This is a genomic window from Planotetraspora mira (assembly GCF_016863275.1).
GTDB classification, from domain to species: Bacteria; Actinomycetota; Actinomycetes; order Streptosporangiales; family Streptosporangiaceae; genus Planotetraspora; species Planotetraspora mira.
In genome coordinates this window covers 64,102-78,471 of the sequence record NZ_BOOO01000015.1, presented here as the reverse complement: position 1 = coordinate 78,471, position 14,370 = coordinate 64,102, and the positions used below count along the sequence as shown (strand labels likewise).

The following is a 14,370-nucleotide window of genomic DNA, read 5'->3' as shown; positions in this document are numbered from 1 at the left end:
TGGCCAGCACTGATAGTCAGCGCCTATCAGGCGATAGCGGATTTCGATTGGACCTGCCGTCGAAATGAAAGGACGGTTCCTTTATAGGGGTCCCGCGATTCGGAAAGGCTGTCCATGACGTCGTTGCCCACGCAATCATTGGAAGATCGGGTGCGATCGATCGTCGCGTCACATCGTGACGACCGCGGTGCTCTGCTGCCGATTCTCCACGCCGTCATGGAAGAGATGGGGCACGTCGATCCGGCGGCGATCCCGATCCTGGCCGACGAGTTGAACCTGTCGCGGGCCGATGTGTACGGCGTCATCACCTTTTATCACGACTTCCGGCAGACCCCACCCGGTCGCAGGACCGTACGCATCTGCCGGGCCGAGGCGTGCCAGGCGGTGGGCGCGGCCGAGTTGGCGGACAGGGCCACGTCACGGCTCGGCATCGGCTTCGGTGAGACGACCGCGGATGGCGCCGTAACGCTGGAGCAGGTCTTCTGCCTCGGCAACTGCGCGACCGGCCCGTCGGTCCAGGTCGACGGACGGTTGTACGGCCGGGTCAGTCCTGAGCGGCTGGACAGCATCATCGAGGTGAGCGCATGAGCACCTCCGGAGGGGTCACGACCGTCTACGTGCCCCGCGACTCCGCCGCCCGGTCCGTGGGCGCCGACGAGGTGGCGGATGCCATCGGCGCCGAGGCCGGGCGGCCCCTGCGCGTCGTCCGGAACGGCTCTCGCGGCATGTTGTGGCTGGAGCCGCTCGTCGAGGTGGAGACCCCCTCCGGCCGGATCGCGTACGGCCCGGTCGCGCCGGAAGACGTCGGGGAACTGGTCGCGGCGGGCATGCTCGACGGCGCGGACCACCCCCTGCGCCTGGGCCTCACCGAGGACATCGACTGGTTGCGCGACCAGACGCGCGTCACGTTCGCCCGGGTGGGCGTGGTCGATCCCCTCTCCGCCGAGGACTACGTCGCGCACGGCGGACTGGCCGGCCTGCGCCGCGCGCTGTCGCTCAGCCCCGAACAGGTCGTCACCGAGATCACCGAGTCCGGCCTGCGCGGGCGCGGCGGCGCGGGCTTCCCCGCGGGCATCAAATGGAAGACGGTCCGTGAGGCGAAGTCCGAGCTGAAGTTCGTCTGCTGCAACGCCGACGAGGGCGACAGCGGAACGTTCGCCGACCGCATGCTGATGGAGGGTGACCCGTTCACCCTCATCGAAGGCATGGCGATCGCCGCGTGGGCGGCCGGGGCGAGCGAGGGCTACATCTACGTCCGCTCGGAGTATCCGGACGCGATCGCCACCCTGCGGGCGGCCATCTCCACCGCGTACGACCACGGCTGGCTCGGCAAGCGCGTCCTCGACTCCGAGCTCTCCTTCGACCTGTTCGTCCGCGTCGGCGGGGGCGCGTACATCTGCGGCGAAGAGACCTCCATGCTCGAGAGCCTGGAGGGCAAGCGCGGCATGGTTCGTGCCAAGCCGCCGATCCCCGCACTCGAGGGCCTGTTCGGCAAGCCGACCGTGGTCAACAACGTGCTCACCCTCGGCTCGGTGCCGATGATCCTCGCCGACGGCGCGGCGGCCTTCGCCGATCTCGGCGTGGGCCGCTCGCGCGGCACCCAGGTCTTCCAGCTCGGCGGCAACATCGCCAGGGGCGGCATCGTGGAGACCGCCTTCGGCATCACCCTCGGCGACCTGGTGGAGCGCTACGGCGGCGGCACCCGTTCGGGACGGCCGGTGCGGGCCGTCCAGGTCGGGGGTCCACTCGGCGCGTACCTGCCCACATCCCGGTTCGACCTGCCGATGGACTACGAGGCCTTCGCCGCGGCGGACGCGATGGTCGGCCACGGCGGCGTGGTCGTCTTCGACGACACCGTCGACATGGCGGGCCAGGCCAGGTTCGCCATGGAGTTCTGCGCCGCCGAGTCATGCGGCAAGTGCACCCCCTGCCGGGTCGGCGCCGTACGAGGCGTGGAGGTCATCGACCGGATCGTCGCGGGTGTGGACCGGAAGAAGAACCTGAAAGTCCTCGACGACCTGTGCGACCTGATGACCGAAGGCTCCTTGTGCGCCATGGGCGGCCTGACCCCGATGCCGGTGAAGAGCGCCCTCGCGCACTTCCCCGGTGACTTCGGAACGACGACGGAGGAAGGCCGATGAGCCTGATCAAGGAGCAGGACTACGGCACGCCGGCCCGCCCGGGCGAGGCGACCGTGTCCGTGGAGATCGACGGCACGACCGTCATGGTCCCGGAGGGGACCTCGGTGATGCGCGCCGCCTCCGAGGCCGGCATCGACATCCCCAAACTCTGCGCCACCGACAGCCTCGAACCCTTCGGGTCCTGCCGGCTCTGCCTCGTGGACATCGACGGCCGCAAGGGCTCCCCCGCGTCGTGCACCACGCCCTGCACGCCCGGCATGAAGGTGCGCACCCAGACGCCCAAGCTGGCCGAGCTGCGCCGCGGGGTCATGGAGCTGTACATCTCCGACCACCCCCTGGACTGCCTGACCTGCCCGACGAACGGCGACTGCGAGCTGCAGGACATGGCGGGGGTCGTCGGCCTGCGCGAGGTCCGCTACGGCTTCGACGGGGAGAACCACCTCGACCTGCCGACCGACAGCTCCAACCCCTATTTCGACTACGACGCCAGCAAGTGCATCGCGTGCTCGCGGTGCGTGCGCGCCTGTGACGAGGTGCAGGGCACGTTCGCCCTGACGCTCGAGGGCCGCGGCTTCGCCACCAAGATCGCCGCAGGAGCCGGCGGCAGCTTCATGGAGTCCGACTGCGTGTCCTGCGGCGCCTGCGTGCAGGCCTGCCCGACGGCGACGCTCCAGGAGCGTTCCGTGGTCGAGCTGGGCATGCCGACCCGCAGCGTGCTCACCACCTGTGCCTACTGCGGCGTGGGCTGCTCGTTCAAGGCCGAGCTTCGCGGCGACGAGGTCGTCCGCATGGTGCCGTACAAGGACGGCAAGGCCAACGAGGGACACTCCTGCGTCAAGGGCCGCTTCGCCTTCGGCTACGCCTCCCACCCCGACCGTCAGCTCAAGCCGCTGATGCGCGAGCGGATCACCGACCCGTGGCGTGAGGTGGAGTGGGGAGAGGCCGTCGAGTACGTCGGCCGGCGCATGCTCGAGATCCAGACCCATCACGGTGCGGGTGCCATCGGCGGCATCACCTCCTCCCGCTGCACCAACGAGGAGGTCTACGCCGTACAGAAGATGGTGCGCGCGGCCTTCGGCAACAACAACGTCGACACCTGCGCCCGGGTCTGCCACTCGCCGACCGGTTACGGCCTGAAGCAGACCTACGGCACGTCGGCCGGCACCCAGGACTTCAAGTCCGTCGAGAAGGCCGACGTCATCCTCGTCATCGGCGCCAACCCGACCGACGCCCACCCGGTGTTCGCCTCGCGGATCAAGCGCAGGCTGCGCCAGGGCGCCCAGCTCATCGTGGCCGACCCGCGCAAGATCGACCTGGTGCGATCCCCGCACGTCGAGGCCCAGCACCACCTGCGCCTGATGCCCGGCACGAACGTGGCACTGATCAACGCCATGGCGCACGTCGTGGTGACCGAGGGGCTCGTGGACCGCGAGTTCGTCGCCGAACGCTGCGAGGACTTCTCCGAGTGGGAGCGGTTCATCTCCGGCCCCGAGCACAGCCCGGAGGCCGTCGAGGAGATCACCGGCGTCCCCGCCTCCGAGGTGCGGGCCGCGACCCGCCTCTACGCCGGCGCGCGCAACGCGACCATCATGTACGGCCTGGGCGTCACCGAGCACAGCCAGGGCTCGACCATGGTGATGGGCATGGCGAACCTCGCCATGGCGACCGGCAACATCGGCCGCGAGGGCGTCGGGGTGAACCCGCTGCGCGGCCAGAACAACGTGCAGGGCTCGTGCGACATGGGCTCCTTCCCGCACGAACTGCCGGGCTACCGCCACGTGTCCGACGACGCGGTGCGGAGTGTCTTCGAGACGCTGTGGGGCCGCACGCTGCAGTCCGAGCCGGGTCTGCGCATCCCCAACATGTTCGACGCGGCGATCGACGGGTCCTTCCGTGCGCTGTTCGTGCAGGGGGAGGACATCGTCCAGTCCGACCCGAACACCAAGCACGTCACCGCCGCCCTGTCGGCCCTGGATCTCGTCGTGGTGCAGGACCTCTTCCTCAACGAGACCTCCAAGTACGCACATGTCTTCCTCCCCGGCACGTCGTTCCTGGAGAAGGACGGCACCTTCACCAACGCCGAGCGCCGTATCAACCGGGTGCGCCCGGTGATGGCGCCGAAGACCGGCAAACACGAGTGGCAGATCGTGTGTGAGATCGCTCAGGCGATGGGCTACCCGATGAAGTACGACAACTCCGCTCAGATCATGGATGAGATCGCGATGACCACACCCACGTTCTCGGGTGTGTCGTTCGCCAAGCTCGACCAGGTCGGCAGCGTGCAGTGGCCCTGCAACGACGGGGCGCCCGAGGGCACGCCGATCATGCACATCGACGAGTTCGTCCGGGGCAAGGGCCGGTTCATCGAAACCGTCTATGTGCCGACGCAGGAGCGCAGCACCCGGAAGTTCCCGCTGATCCTCACCACCGGCCGCATCCTGTCCCAGTACAACGTCGGTGCCCAGACCCGGCGCACCGGCAACACGGCCTGGCATCCGGAGGACCTGTTGGAGATGCACCCGCACGACGCCGAGGTACGCGGCGTCCGCGACGGCGACACGGTCTCGCTGACCAGCCGGGTCGGGGAGACCAGCCTGCGAGTGAAGATCGACGACCGGATGCCGGTCGGAGTCGTCTACACGACCTTCCACCACCCGGTGACGGGTGCCAACGTGGTGACCACCGAGCATTCGGACTGGGCGACCAACTGTCCCGAGTACAAGGTCACCGCGGTCGAGGTGGCGCTGAGGAATCCGGCCCCGGCGCCGGCCGCTCCGGCGATGGCGGAGTGAGACCGTGACGTCGACGCACACTCCCCCTCACATCCGCCTGGCGAACGAGATCGCGGCCCAGTTCCAGCGGCACGACCCGGCCGCCGCATCCCAGGAGATCGCCAACCACATCCGGACCTTCTGGGATCCCCGGATGCGGTCCAAGCTGATCGCCGACGCGGGTGCCCCCGGCAGCGGCCTCGATCCCCTGGCCGTGGCCGCAGCCGCCCTGTTGCCACCACCCACCGGCAACTGATGTCCGGGCCCCTCTGAGTAAGAGGGGCCCATTTCATGTCCGGGGACGACGCGGCGGGCCCTGCCTCGGCCGCGGCCGGCGGCGGGAGTAACGTCGCAATGGAGATGTGATTGGGCCACGACCAGGGGGAGTCGCCATGAACATCTACACCGTTGAACTCAAGAACCAGCCCGGGGAACTGGCCCACGTATGCGAGGTGCTCGGCCGCGACGGCGTCAACGTCGAACTGGCCGGAGTCACCGCGGGCGATCATGGGGTCGTCTGCTTCACCGCATCTGACGAGTCGGCCGCCGTCGCCGCGTTGGAGGGCGCCGGCATCGACTACACGGCCCACCCCGCGCTTCAGATCACCTGCGTCGACGAACCCGGCGAGGGGGGCAGGTTCGCCCGCAAACTGGCGAACGCCAACGTCAACGTGGAGTGGCTGGTGCCGATGTCGATCTGCCAGGGCCGTGCCGTCATGGCGCTGTCCGTCGACAAGATGGACGAGGCGCGTGCCGCGCTGGGCAGCCAGATCTCCGGATAGCCGAACAGATCGGAGCGGACGAGCCCGGACGGCTCGTCCGCTCATGTGCACCTGCCACTCAGTGGTCAGGCGGCCCGGGGCGCAGCGGGGTCGAGGTAGGCGACGTCGCTAACGGCCACGTACAGACGCCAGCTGATGCTGCGGGTCCTGGCGACCACGGTCACCCGCACACCGTGATCGGCGAGCCACCGCGCCAGGTCCGTGAAGTAGCCGTCGCCCGATCCGATGACGACGCGTTCGAACCGCAGATCCACCCGATCGGCGAGCGCCGCCTCGGACAGCGCGCTGTCAGCCCCGTCCGGGCCGGAGCGCATCAGCAACTGCACGCCGTGGAACGCGAGGCCGACCCCGACGAGCGCGTTGTGATTGACCGCCACGACGAACTGGTCCATCTCCCCGATCGGCACCAGCCGCCGATAGGCGGCCATGACCTGTTCGACCCCCGCCGTGTCGGGACGGGCGGAGCCCGCCAGGTTCTCGATGTCCAAAAGATGGATCGCACGTCCCTGTCGCAGAGATCGCATCGCTCACTCCCATCACCAGCGTTGTGCCATGAAACAGTAATGCTGGAAATCCGTGGAAGCAAGTGGAATCTCTAGGTTTCCCGTGGGACCTCTGATACTCTGCGGGACCGTGGAACTAGACGCTCTGGAAAAACGCATCGCCGGGCTTCGCTCGGAGATACGGGCCGCCAAGGCGGCCGGGGATCACGCGACCGTCCGGTCGTTGCGTGCCGAGCTCCGCAAGACCGAGCGGGCCTGGGACGACGCGCTGGAGCCCGAGCCTGAGCCGGCCAAGGCCCCTCTGCTCCCCGTACGCGAGCAGGTCCATCAGGCGCTCACCCTGCTGGGCGTCCCGACGGCCGCCAAAATGATCGTGACGGTCAACGAGGCCTTCTTCGCCGGTCACATCACCACCAGCCAGCTGACCAGCCTGCGCCGGGACGAGGAGAAGTCCTTCCGGACCTCGCCCTATGCCCGGCCGTACTATCTGTGTGCCGCGCTGACCTCGGAGTTGCTGTCCCCGGCACGGGGGCTGCTGGCCGTCAGCACGTGGCCGTTGCCGAGCCGCATCATCGGGCCGCTCAGCCCTCGCGCGGACTTCCTGACCTCGGCCACCCGTATCGCGGAGCACATCATGCGGCTCACCGGCGCGGGTGAGGACGCCTCACCGTCGGCCTACCGCCTGCTGACCCGGATGGCACAGAACATCCCGGGAGCTGTGGACGGCTTCGACCAGGCCGATCCCGCCCAAGTGATCGCCGCCGCGGGCGCCGAACTCGCCGTACACGAGGAGAGCGACACCGACGAGCGCGGCGAGGCCGCCCAACGCGCGGAACAGCAGCTCAACGAGGTCACCCGGCTCTTCGGCGCGGGACTGAAGACAGCGAGGACCGCGTGACCCGTCTCGACACGCTCCGCGGCCCCGCCGCGCCCCTCGACCACAACGCCCGCACCATCGCCGCGCTCGCCGTCAACCCCGGCTGCGACCGGCGTGCCCTCCTGGACGCCGCGGGGATCGACAAGCAGAAGACGGCCACCCATCTCGGCTACCCCGCCCCCTTCGGGCAGTCTCCGTTCGCCATCACCCGGGCCAAGTCCTTCGACGCCCTGGTCAAGGCGAACGGGTGCGCCCACCTACTGCGTCTGCTGCGCCACACGCTCGGCCTGTCGATCTCCGAAGCGTCCTACTCCGACATCTCCGACGTCGGCGGCAACGACAACCATCAGGTACGGCACACCCGCACGCGCGCGCTGCTCAAGCGTGCCGCGACCGACGGCGAGGGAGCCGGCACCCTCTTCGACCACCCGCTGCTGAAACTCGGCGTCGCGGGCCATCAGGTCTACCTCGAGCCGGCCATCATCGCCTTCCAGATCGAAGGCCGCTTCCACGTCGTGGAGATCAAATCCTTCGCCGTCATCGACGACCAGGCCGACGCCGGACAGGTCGCGGCGGCGGCCCGCCAGTCGGCGGTCTACGTCCACGCGCTGCGTGCGTTGTTCGCGTCCGAAGGCCTCGATCCCGACCGCGTCTCCCACGATGTCGTGCTGGTCTGCCCCAAGGACTTCGCCAACCATCCGACCGCGACGCTGCTCGACGTCCGCCAGCAACTGGCCGCACTCGACCGGCAACTGTCCCGGCTGACCCGCATCGACCGCATCCTCGACGAACTGCCCGTCGGGATCACCTTCGACATCGAGACGCAGTCCCCGGACGAGCCCTCCAAGGCGGTCAGCACCGTCGACGCGCGGTTCGCGCCCGAATGCCTCTCCAGTTGCGAGATGGCGCTGTTCTGCCGCGCCGAGGCTCGGGACAGCGGGTCGACGGACATGCTGGGGCGGACCGCGCGGGACGAATTGGGTGGCGTCGAGTCCATCCCCACCGCGCTCGGCCTCGCCGACGGCAGCCGGTCTGCCTCCCCCGAGCAGACCGAGATCGCCGAACAGTTGCGGTACGTCCGGCGGATCTACACCGAGGCGGTCGCATGAGCGTCATCAGCGCCTACGCGCGCGCGTTAGCCGTACAGACCGGGCGGGCTCAGCCCGTCGCGACCGTCCGGCACGTGCATCTGTCGGCCACGCCGATGGTGTTCATCCCGTTGAAGCTCGCCGGCGAGGCCGCGGCTCCGCTGGCGGCGCTGGTCGGCACGGACCCGGCGAACCCACGGCTCCTGGTCGTCCCCCAACCTCGTAACCGCGACCTGCGCTTCGCCTTCATGGCCGAACTCGCCGACGTCATGTTGCCGTACGTCGAGAGCTTCGCCGGAGTCACCGAGACGGTGGAGGCGAAGACGCCGTACGAACGATCCTCCGACGCACCGCAACTTCTGGTGCCCAACCGCGGTGGGATCGCCTTCACCAAACTGCTCGGCCGCTCCACCCGCTTCCGTCGCGCCGACGGCCCCTATCCGGTGCACCCGTCCGTGCCGGTCCTCGGCCAATGGCTGACCTTCCTCGCCGAACGAGCCGAATACGCGGGGTCGTCGGCGTTGGTCGCCATGACCGAGGCACTCGCCCTCCACTGGGCCACCGGGCAGAGCCCGATGGAGGACGCCAACCTCGCCACACAGCTCGCCTGGATCGCTCCACCTGCAGGGCAGAACGGTCCAGAGGCGGCCCTGGCCGCGGAGGACCCACTCACCTCTCCGCCCGCCGGACCCGAAACGCATCCCGACTTCGACGGTCAGGTCCTGGACCACGCGATCCGCGCCTACGAAACCTCAAGCTCCCCGGCTCAGGTCCGCGAAGCTCTACGCACCCAACTGGAACCGACCTGGACGCTGATGTGGCAGGCCGTCCGACTGCTCCGTGAACTTCCCGAAGCGGCGACCGTCGACGCTCGGTGGGCCAAGGATCGTGATCAGTTCACCCGTGAGACCGCCCGCCTCGCCGACGGCGGCTTCCCCCGGGGCCGCATCGACGGCGCCGTCAGCGCGGCCATCCGCCTGGCCGACCTGGAATCCGCCCTGCAGACCTATGAAGCACAGCGGGCCTTCGACGACCCGCTCGTCATGGCCGAGCACCGCGTGGCCGGAAAGGCCTTCTCCGGCGAGGTCGTCGCCGTGGACGCGACCCGCCGGATCGTCCCTCCCGGCAAGACCCGTGCGGCGCCTCGGCCCCTCGTCACGATCCGCACCAGCGACCCCGTAAGGCTCTCGCCCGGCAAGAGGCTCTCCTCCAGCCGTAATCGCAAGCAGAAGACCGAGATCGTCAGCATCGCCGGCGACCTCGTCGTCATCCAGATCAACGACCAGATGGGGCGCGGTTCCACCCCGGCCCCCGGCAGCGTCCCCGAGGTCGGCGAGATCGTCTGCTACGCCGAACTCGACCCCAGCGGCGGACAACGCCCACGCCTGCCCAGCGGAGAAGACACCCCCTGGACCCACGGTGGACCGCCCACGCCCTATGTCCCCACAGACGAAGACGCCCAGGAGGCCTGGTCTTGATTGCGCTGACTCCTGAGCAGGCGGCCGCCGACGCCACCGCAGCCATCCTGGCCGACTTCACCGGCGGGCCGCACCGAGGCGTGATCGTGGACTCCCCACCCGGGGCGGGCAAGACGACCCTGGTCGTCACCGCGGCCATGACGCTCGCGGGCTCGGGTGAACGGCTCATGATCGTGGCTCAGACCAACGAGCAGGTCGACGACCTCACCGACAAACTGGCGTCCAAGGCTCCCGGGTTGTCCATCGGCCGCCTGCACAGCGACGGCTTCACCGTCCCGTCCCGCGTGACGCGACACCCCGGCGTCACAGCCTCCAACAAGATCGACCAGGTCGAGGCCTGCACGGTCGTGATCGCCACCGCGGACAAATGGGCCTACGTGTCCGAACGCACCTGGCCCTGGGCGATCGTCGACGAGGCCTACCAGATGCGCTCCGACAAACTGCTGGCCATCGCCGCCCTGTTCGACCGGGCCCTGTTCGTCGGCGACCCCGGCCAACTCGACCCCTTCTCCGTCGTGGACACCGAACGCTGGGCCGGCCTCGCCTGGGACCCGATGCAGAGCGCGGTCGCCGTCATCGGACGCCTCAACGACCTGCCCGTCCACAGACTGCCCGTCTCCTGGCGGCTGCCCGCGAGTGCGGCCCCGCTCGTCTCCGAGGCGTTCTATCCCTTCGCGCCGTTCCGATCCGGTACGGCTGCCGCCGACCGCGAGCTTAAGCTCGCCACCGCCGGATTCCCCGTGGCCTGGGACCGCACGCTCAACGAGGCCGCCGCCACCGGATGGGCGCTCCACGAACTGCCCAACCGGCACACGATCCGCACCGACGCCGAAGCCGTGCAGGCCTGCGCCGGTCTGGCCACCCGTCTCCTGCAACGGGGAGCCGTGGCCCACGACGAGAACGACACTCATCCCGTGAGCCCCGATCGCATCGCCATCGGCTGCGCTCACAACGACCAGGTCGCCGCCATCCGCGCCGCCGGCGTGCCGGCCGGGATCACCGTCGACACCGCCAACCGGCTCCAGGGCCGCGAATACGACGTCACGATCGTCCTGCACCCACTGTCAGGACGGCGCGACGCCACCGCGTTCCACCTCGAATCCGGCCGCCTCTGCGTGCTCACCTCACGCCACCGCCACGCCTGCATCGTCGTCGCCCGCGCGGGAATCGCCGAACTGCTCGACAACCATCCGTCCACGGGGCGCGTCCAGCTCAACGTGCCCGTCAAATTCCCCGATGGCTGGGAAGCCAACCACGCCGTCCTCGCCCACCTGTCCGACCACCGCGTTCAAGCCTGATCGGCATCGGCATGACCGACGCCATCCCGGGCGTCCCGCCACACCTTGATCACGTAACAGAACTTTTCAGCCTGCGGTGGCCTTGGCGTAGTGGAAGACCGCTGGTGGGAGCGGGTGGTCCAGGCGCCACACGAAACGGATCGGTTGTTCGTTCTCGTGTCTGACGTAGCGCATCGGCCCGGCGTAAATGTAAGGGGGAGCGCCCAGGCCTTCGTCGCGTTTGGTTTGGCGAATCATCAGGTGAACAGTGGACTCGCCGGAGATGTAGCGACGAGCAGTGGCCGTGTTGGAGCGTAGCCCGCTCTGGGATTCCCACTGGAACAGTTCTTCGGTGACGGCGCGGTCGTGGTACAGCGTCGTTGGGGAAAAGTGGTCCTCGGACTTGTCGATGGTCACGAAGAACAGGTCGGCCTTGTGTTCTTCTACGTACTTCACGCCTTCGCGCATATGGGCAGGCTTGTCGACGCCGAACGCCGCAAGTGCCTCGTTCTTGGTATAGCGGGCGTGGACGTGAAGGGGCACCAGGTGGTCGAGTGGTGGAGCCACACGATGGATCCCAGAGCGCAGCACGCCGGCCAGGGCCTTCAGTTCGGCACCACGTGCACCGTGCAACTGCTGCAGCCGAGACTCCATCTCGGCGACGGAGGCGGTGCCGCCCCACAGCGCAGCGTCCAGCATGGCAAGCAGTCGCCGTTCACGTGGTGATTCGGGCAGATGACCGTCCAGCACCTTGAGCATGTAGCTCAGCCGTTCAACGTCGTCGATGTGCAGCATGCGGCCGAAGGCCCGTCCCAGTTGCCTGTCGATCCGCGGATCAGACGCCTCGCCCTCCAGGCCCGCGGTTCGGCGCAGTGCGGTCCAGCCTTCGCGACGCCGGTAGAGGTCCTCCAGGTCGAGGCCGGTCTCCTCCAAGAACTGCGGCAGAGCCAGATCTCCCAGCTCGCGCAGTTCGCGGGCCAGGTCCTTCCAGTTGAGGCTGAGTGCCTGCCGTACGTTGTCCAGCACCAGTCGGCGCACGTCGCGGTCGAGATCGATGACGCAGCCGGCCGGCAAGGTGGGGAAGCCCTCGTCGACCTCTCGGGCGATGCCGGTGCGGCTGGCGCCGGTCAGGGCGCGATATTTGCGGTCGAAGCGGAACTGCTTGTGCTGGTGACCAACGAAGTCCAGCACGGTCAGGCATGGCTTGTCGTCGGCGAGACGCAGGCCACGACCAAGCTGCTGAAGGAAGATCGTGGCGCTGTCGGTGGGACGCAGGAACAGCACAGTGTCGATCTCTGGGATGTCGACACCCTCGTTGAACAAGTCGACAGTGAAGATCGTATTGATCTTCCGGGCTCGCAGGTCCTTCAAAGCCTGCGAGCGCTCAGCGGGCGGGCTGCTCGCCGTGATCGCAATCGAGGGGATCCCGGCACGAGTGAAGCGGTCGGCCATGAATCGAGCGTGCTCAATGCCCACGCAGAAGCCGATGGCGCGCATACCGCCGACATCGCCGATCTTGCGGTTGAGAGTCTCCAACACGACAGCGACGCGACGGTCATTGCCGGTGTAGACACCCGAGAGCTGGTTCACGTCATAGCCCTGACCGCGTCGCCAGCCGACCTCCTGCAGGTCCACCCCGTCGTGGACGCCGAAATACTGGAATGGAGCGAGCAGGCCTCGTTCGAGGGCCTCCCACAGGCGCAGTTCGGCCGCGATGCGGCCACCGAACCAATGCTTGATGTCCTGTCCGTCCGCCCGTTCAGGGGTGGCGGTCAGTCCGAGGAGGACCTTCGGCCTCACCTCCGACAACAGCCGCCGGTACGTCGAAGCTTCGGCATGGTGGAACTCGTCCACGATGACCATGTCGAATGCCTCGGGCGACGGAAGCGGCCGCGTGTGAAGTGACTGGATCGAGGCGAACACATGCCGCCACCGCTCAGGCCGGGCACCACCGACGAACAGCTCACCGAACGTCTCATCGCGCAGAACCTGGCGGAAAGTCATGAGGCTCTGCCGCAGAATCTCCTCCCTGTGCGCGACGAACAACAGTGATTCGGCCTCCCCGGCCCCACGCAGTCGCCGGTAGTCCAGGCCGGCGACCACCGTCTTACCGGTACCGGTCGCCATGACCACCAGATTGCTCCACCGGTCGTGTACCTGTCGCTCAGCCGCGAGCTCATCCAAGATTTCGCGCTGGTATGAGTAGGGCCGTACATCGACATGAGCAAAGTCGATGACGATGTCCGATGAGCCGCCCCGCTCATTCGCCAGCGCGCGGTCCAGCCGCTCCGCATCCCGTGCCGAGTCGTACGACTCGAAAGCCGGATCACTCCAATAATCGTCGAAGGTCGCCGCGAAGGTGTCGATCAGGTGTGGTTGCTCAGCCTCGGCGAGCCGGACGTTCCATTCAAGGCCGTGGCTGAGTGCGGTCTTGGAAAGGTTGGAGGAGCCTACATACGCGGTGGACAGCCCCGATGCGCGGTGGAAGAGCCATGCCTTGGCGTGCAGGCGGGTCGTCCGGGTGTCATAGGAGACCTTGATCTCTGCGCCCATCGCGGCGAGCCGGTCCAACGCCAAACGATCGGTGGCACCGATATAAGTCGTGGTGATCACTCGCAGTTTCCCACCACGGGCGATGAACTCCTCGATGGCCTCGGCCAGCACCCGTACGCCGTTCCACTTCACGAACGCACACAGCAGATCCACATGATCGGCAGAGGCCAGCTCACGCTTGAGTTCGTGGCCGATCTCCGGTTGCCCGCGGCCGGCGACGAGCAACGCGCTGGTGGTCAACGGGATCACCGGGCGCGGCGGGAACCTCACCAGCCCGGTCGCATCCCGGCCTCGGGCGACGCCCAGCAACTCCTGCGCCGCCTCCACCAGCTCATCCGGCGCCGCGGCGTCAGGAACCAGACTGCCGACCAACTCGGCGACCTTGTTGGCGATCTCGACCTGTTGCGCCAGCTGCGCCGCATCCGTCTCGCCTCGAACGGCGCGTAACGCACGTCTGGTCAGCGCGGCAAGGTGCCGGGCCAACGCCTCATGCGCATCCGCCGGATCAAGGGAACGCCGGTCGATCAGGCCATCGTCGGGCAATGCCCGAATCAAGGCGCCGAGTTCACGAGTGACCAGGTGCTCATAGACGCCAGGCTGAAGATCGCTCACAGGCCGGCACTATAGGACCCTGCGGCGACGATTCCCGCAAATTTCTAGCATCTGTTCGAGCAGGCGAGCCGCGGGCTTGATCAGTGACCACGTGTTCTCCGCGCCTGTCTGACGGCGCCCCCTCCAGGATTCCGCGACCGGCGTCCGGAAGATCACCCTGAGGGAAGCCCTGGTGGCCACGGGCATCAGGCTGACACTTTGTCCGCGATCAACCCAAAGTTCCAGCAATGTGGACGAAACTTGTTCCAATTGGGCGAAAAGTGACGTAACTTCCAGGTCAAGATCTTC

The 14,370-nt window shown here is 67.9% G+C and carries 11 protein-coding genes; 9 read left to right on the top strand and 2 right to left on the bottom strand.

Going from position 1 to position 14,370, the window contains the following annotated elements; translation table 11 throughout:
• Positions 1–114 precede the first annotated feature (114 nt).
• The 5 genes from Pmi06nite_RS13860 (at position 115) to Pmi06nite_RS13840 (ending at position 5,694) form a co-directional block, all read left to right on the top strand.
• Positions 115–588: a formate dehydrogenase subunit gamma gene (locus Pmi06nite_RS13860; protein ID WP_275409568.1), complete on the top strand. Its 474-nt coding sequence runs from the start codon at positions 115–117 to the stop codon at positions 586–588.
• Positions 585–2,141: a formate dehydrogenase beta subunit gene (locus Pmi06nite_RS13855; protein ID WP_203953378.1), complete on the top strand. Its 1,557-nt coding sequence runs from the start codon at positions 585–587 to the stop codon at positions 2,139–2,141. The genes Pmi06nite_RS13860 and Pmi06nite_RS13855 overlap by 4 nt, the downstream gene beginning before the upstream one ends.
• Entirely contained in the window at positions 2,138–4,933 is a 2,796-nt protein-coding gene (fdhF, locus tag Pmi06nite_RS13850) for a formate dehydrogenase subunit alpha (protein WP_203953377.1), read from the top strand. The genes Pmi06nite_RS13855 and fdhF overlap by 4 nt, the downstream gene beginning before the upstream one ends.
• Before the next feature lie 4 nt (positions 4,934–4,937).
• A complete protein-coding gene (locus Pmi06nite_RS13845; RefSeq protein ID WP_203953376.1) occupies positions 4,938–5,168 on the top strand; it encodes a formate dehydrogenase subunit delta in 231 nt (76 codons plus the stop codon).
• 136 nt (positions 5,169–5,304) lie between these two features.
• Entirely contained in the window at positions 5,305–5,694 is a 390-nt protein-coding gene (locus tag Pmi06nite_RS13840) for a hypothetical protein (protein WP_203953375.1), read from the top strand.
• A 65-nt stretch (positions 5,695–5,759) separates the two neighbouring features.
• Here the strand turns inward: Pmi06nite_RS13840 and Pmi06nite_RS13835 are convergent, their stop codons facing one another.
• Positions 5,760–6,218 (bottom strand): NYN domain-containing protein, encoded by a 459-nt coding sequence (locus tag Pmi06nite_RS13835; protein ID WP_203953374.1) that lies wholly within the window; start codon positions 6,216–6,218, stop codon positions 5,760–5,762.
• A gap of 109 nt (positions 6,219–6,327) precedes the next feature.
• Here Pmi06nite_RS13835 and Pmi06nite_RS13830 point away from each other — a divergent pair, with 109 nt between their 5' ends.
• From Pmi06nite_RS13830 to Pmi06nite_RS13815, 4 genes are read left to right on the top strand one after another with little or no spacing between them, the layout of a single operon-like run.
• Positions 6,328–7,095, top strand: a complete 768-nt coding sequence (locus tag Pmi06nite_RS13830) for a hypothetical protein (protein WP_203953373.1) — start codon at positions 6,328–6,330, stop codon at positions 7,093–7,095.
• The gene (locus tag Pmi06nite_RS13825) at positions 7,092–8,183 is read left to right on the top strand and encodes a hypothetical protein (protein WP_203953372.1); all 1,092 of its coding nucleotides are present in this window, start codon (positions 7,092–7,094) and stop codon (positions 8,181–8,183) included. The genes Pmi06nite_RS13830 and Pmi06nite_RS13825 overlap by 4 nt, the downstream gene beginning before the upstream one ends.
• Complete coding sequence (locus Pmi06nite_RS13820; RefSeq protein ID WP_203953371.1) at positions 8,180–9,640, top strand: hypothetical protein; 1,461 nt, start codon at positions 8,180–8,182, stop codon at positions 9,638–9,640. Before Pmi06nite_RS13825 ends, Pmi06nite_RS13820 begins: the two co-directional genes overlap by 4 nt.
• On the top strand, positions 9,637–10,938 hold the full coding sequence (locus Pmi06nite_RS13815; protein WP_203953370.1) for an AAA family ATPase: 1,302 nt from the start codon (positions 9,637–9,639) through the stop codon (positions 10,936–10,938). Before Pmi06nite_RS13820 ends, Pmi06nite_RS13815 begins: the two co-directional genes overlap by 4 nt.
• Before the next feature lie 66 nt (positions 10,939–11,004).
• Here Pmi06nite_RS13815 and Pmi06nite_RS13810 read toward each other — a convergent pair whose 3' ends face one another.
• Positions 11,005–14,082 carry a DEAD/DEAH box helicase gene (locus Pmi06nite_RS13810; RefSeq protein WP_203953369.1) on the bottom strand — a complete coding sequence of 1,026 codons (3,078 nt, stop codon included), beginning with the start codon at positions 14,080–14,082 and terminating at the stop codon, positions 11,005–11,007.
• Positions 14,083–14,370 lie beyond the last annotated feature (288 nt).

Excerpts from the sequence above, each read along its gene's own strand:
- Pmi06nite_RS13860 (WP_275409568.1), top strand. The coding sequence starts at position 115 with ATGACGTCGTTGCCCACGCAATCATTGGAAGATCGGGTGCGATCGATC.
- Pmi06nite_RS13855 (WP_203953378.1), top strand. The coding sequence starts at position 585 with ATGAGCACCTCCGGAGGGGTCACGACCGTCTACGTGCCCCGCGACTCC.
- fdhF (WP_203953377.1), top strand. The coding sequence starts at position 2,138 with ATGAGCCTGATCAAGGAGCAGGACTACGGCACGCCGGCCCGCCCGGGC.
- Pmi06nite_RS13840 (WP_203953375.1), top strand. The coding sequence starts at position 5,305 with ATGAACATCTACACCGTTGAACTCAAGAACCAGCCCGGGGAACTGGCC.
- Pmi06nite_RS13835 (WP_203953374.1), bottom strand. The coding sequence starts at position 6,218 with ATGCGATCTCTGCGACAGGGACGTGCGATCCATCTTTTGGACATCGAG.
- Pmi06nite_RS13820 (WP_203953371.1), top strand. The coding sequence starts at position 8,180 with ATGAGCGTCATCAGCGCCTACGCGCGCGCGTTAGCCGTACAGACCGGG.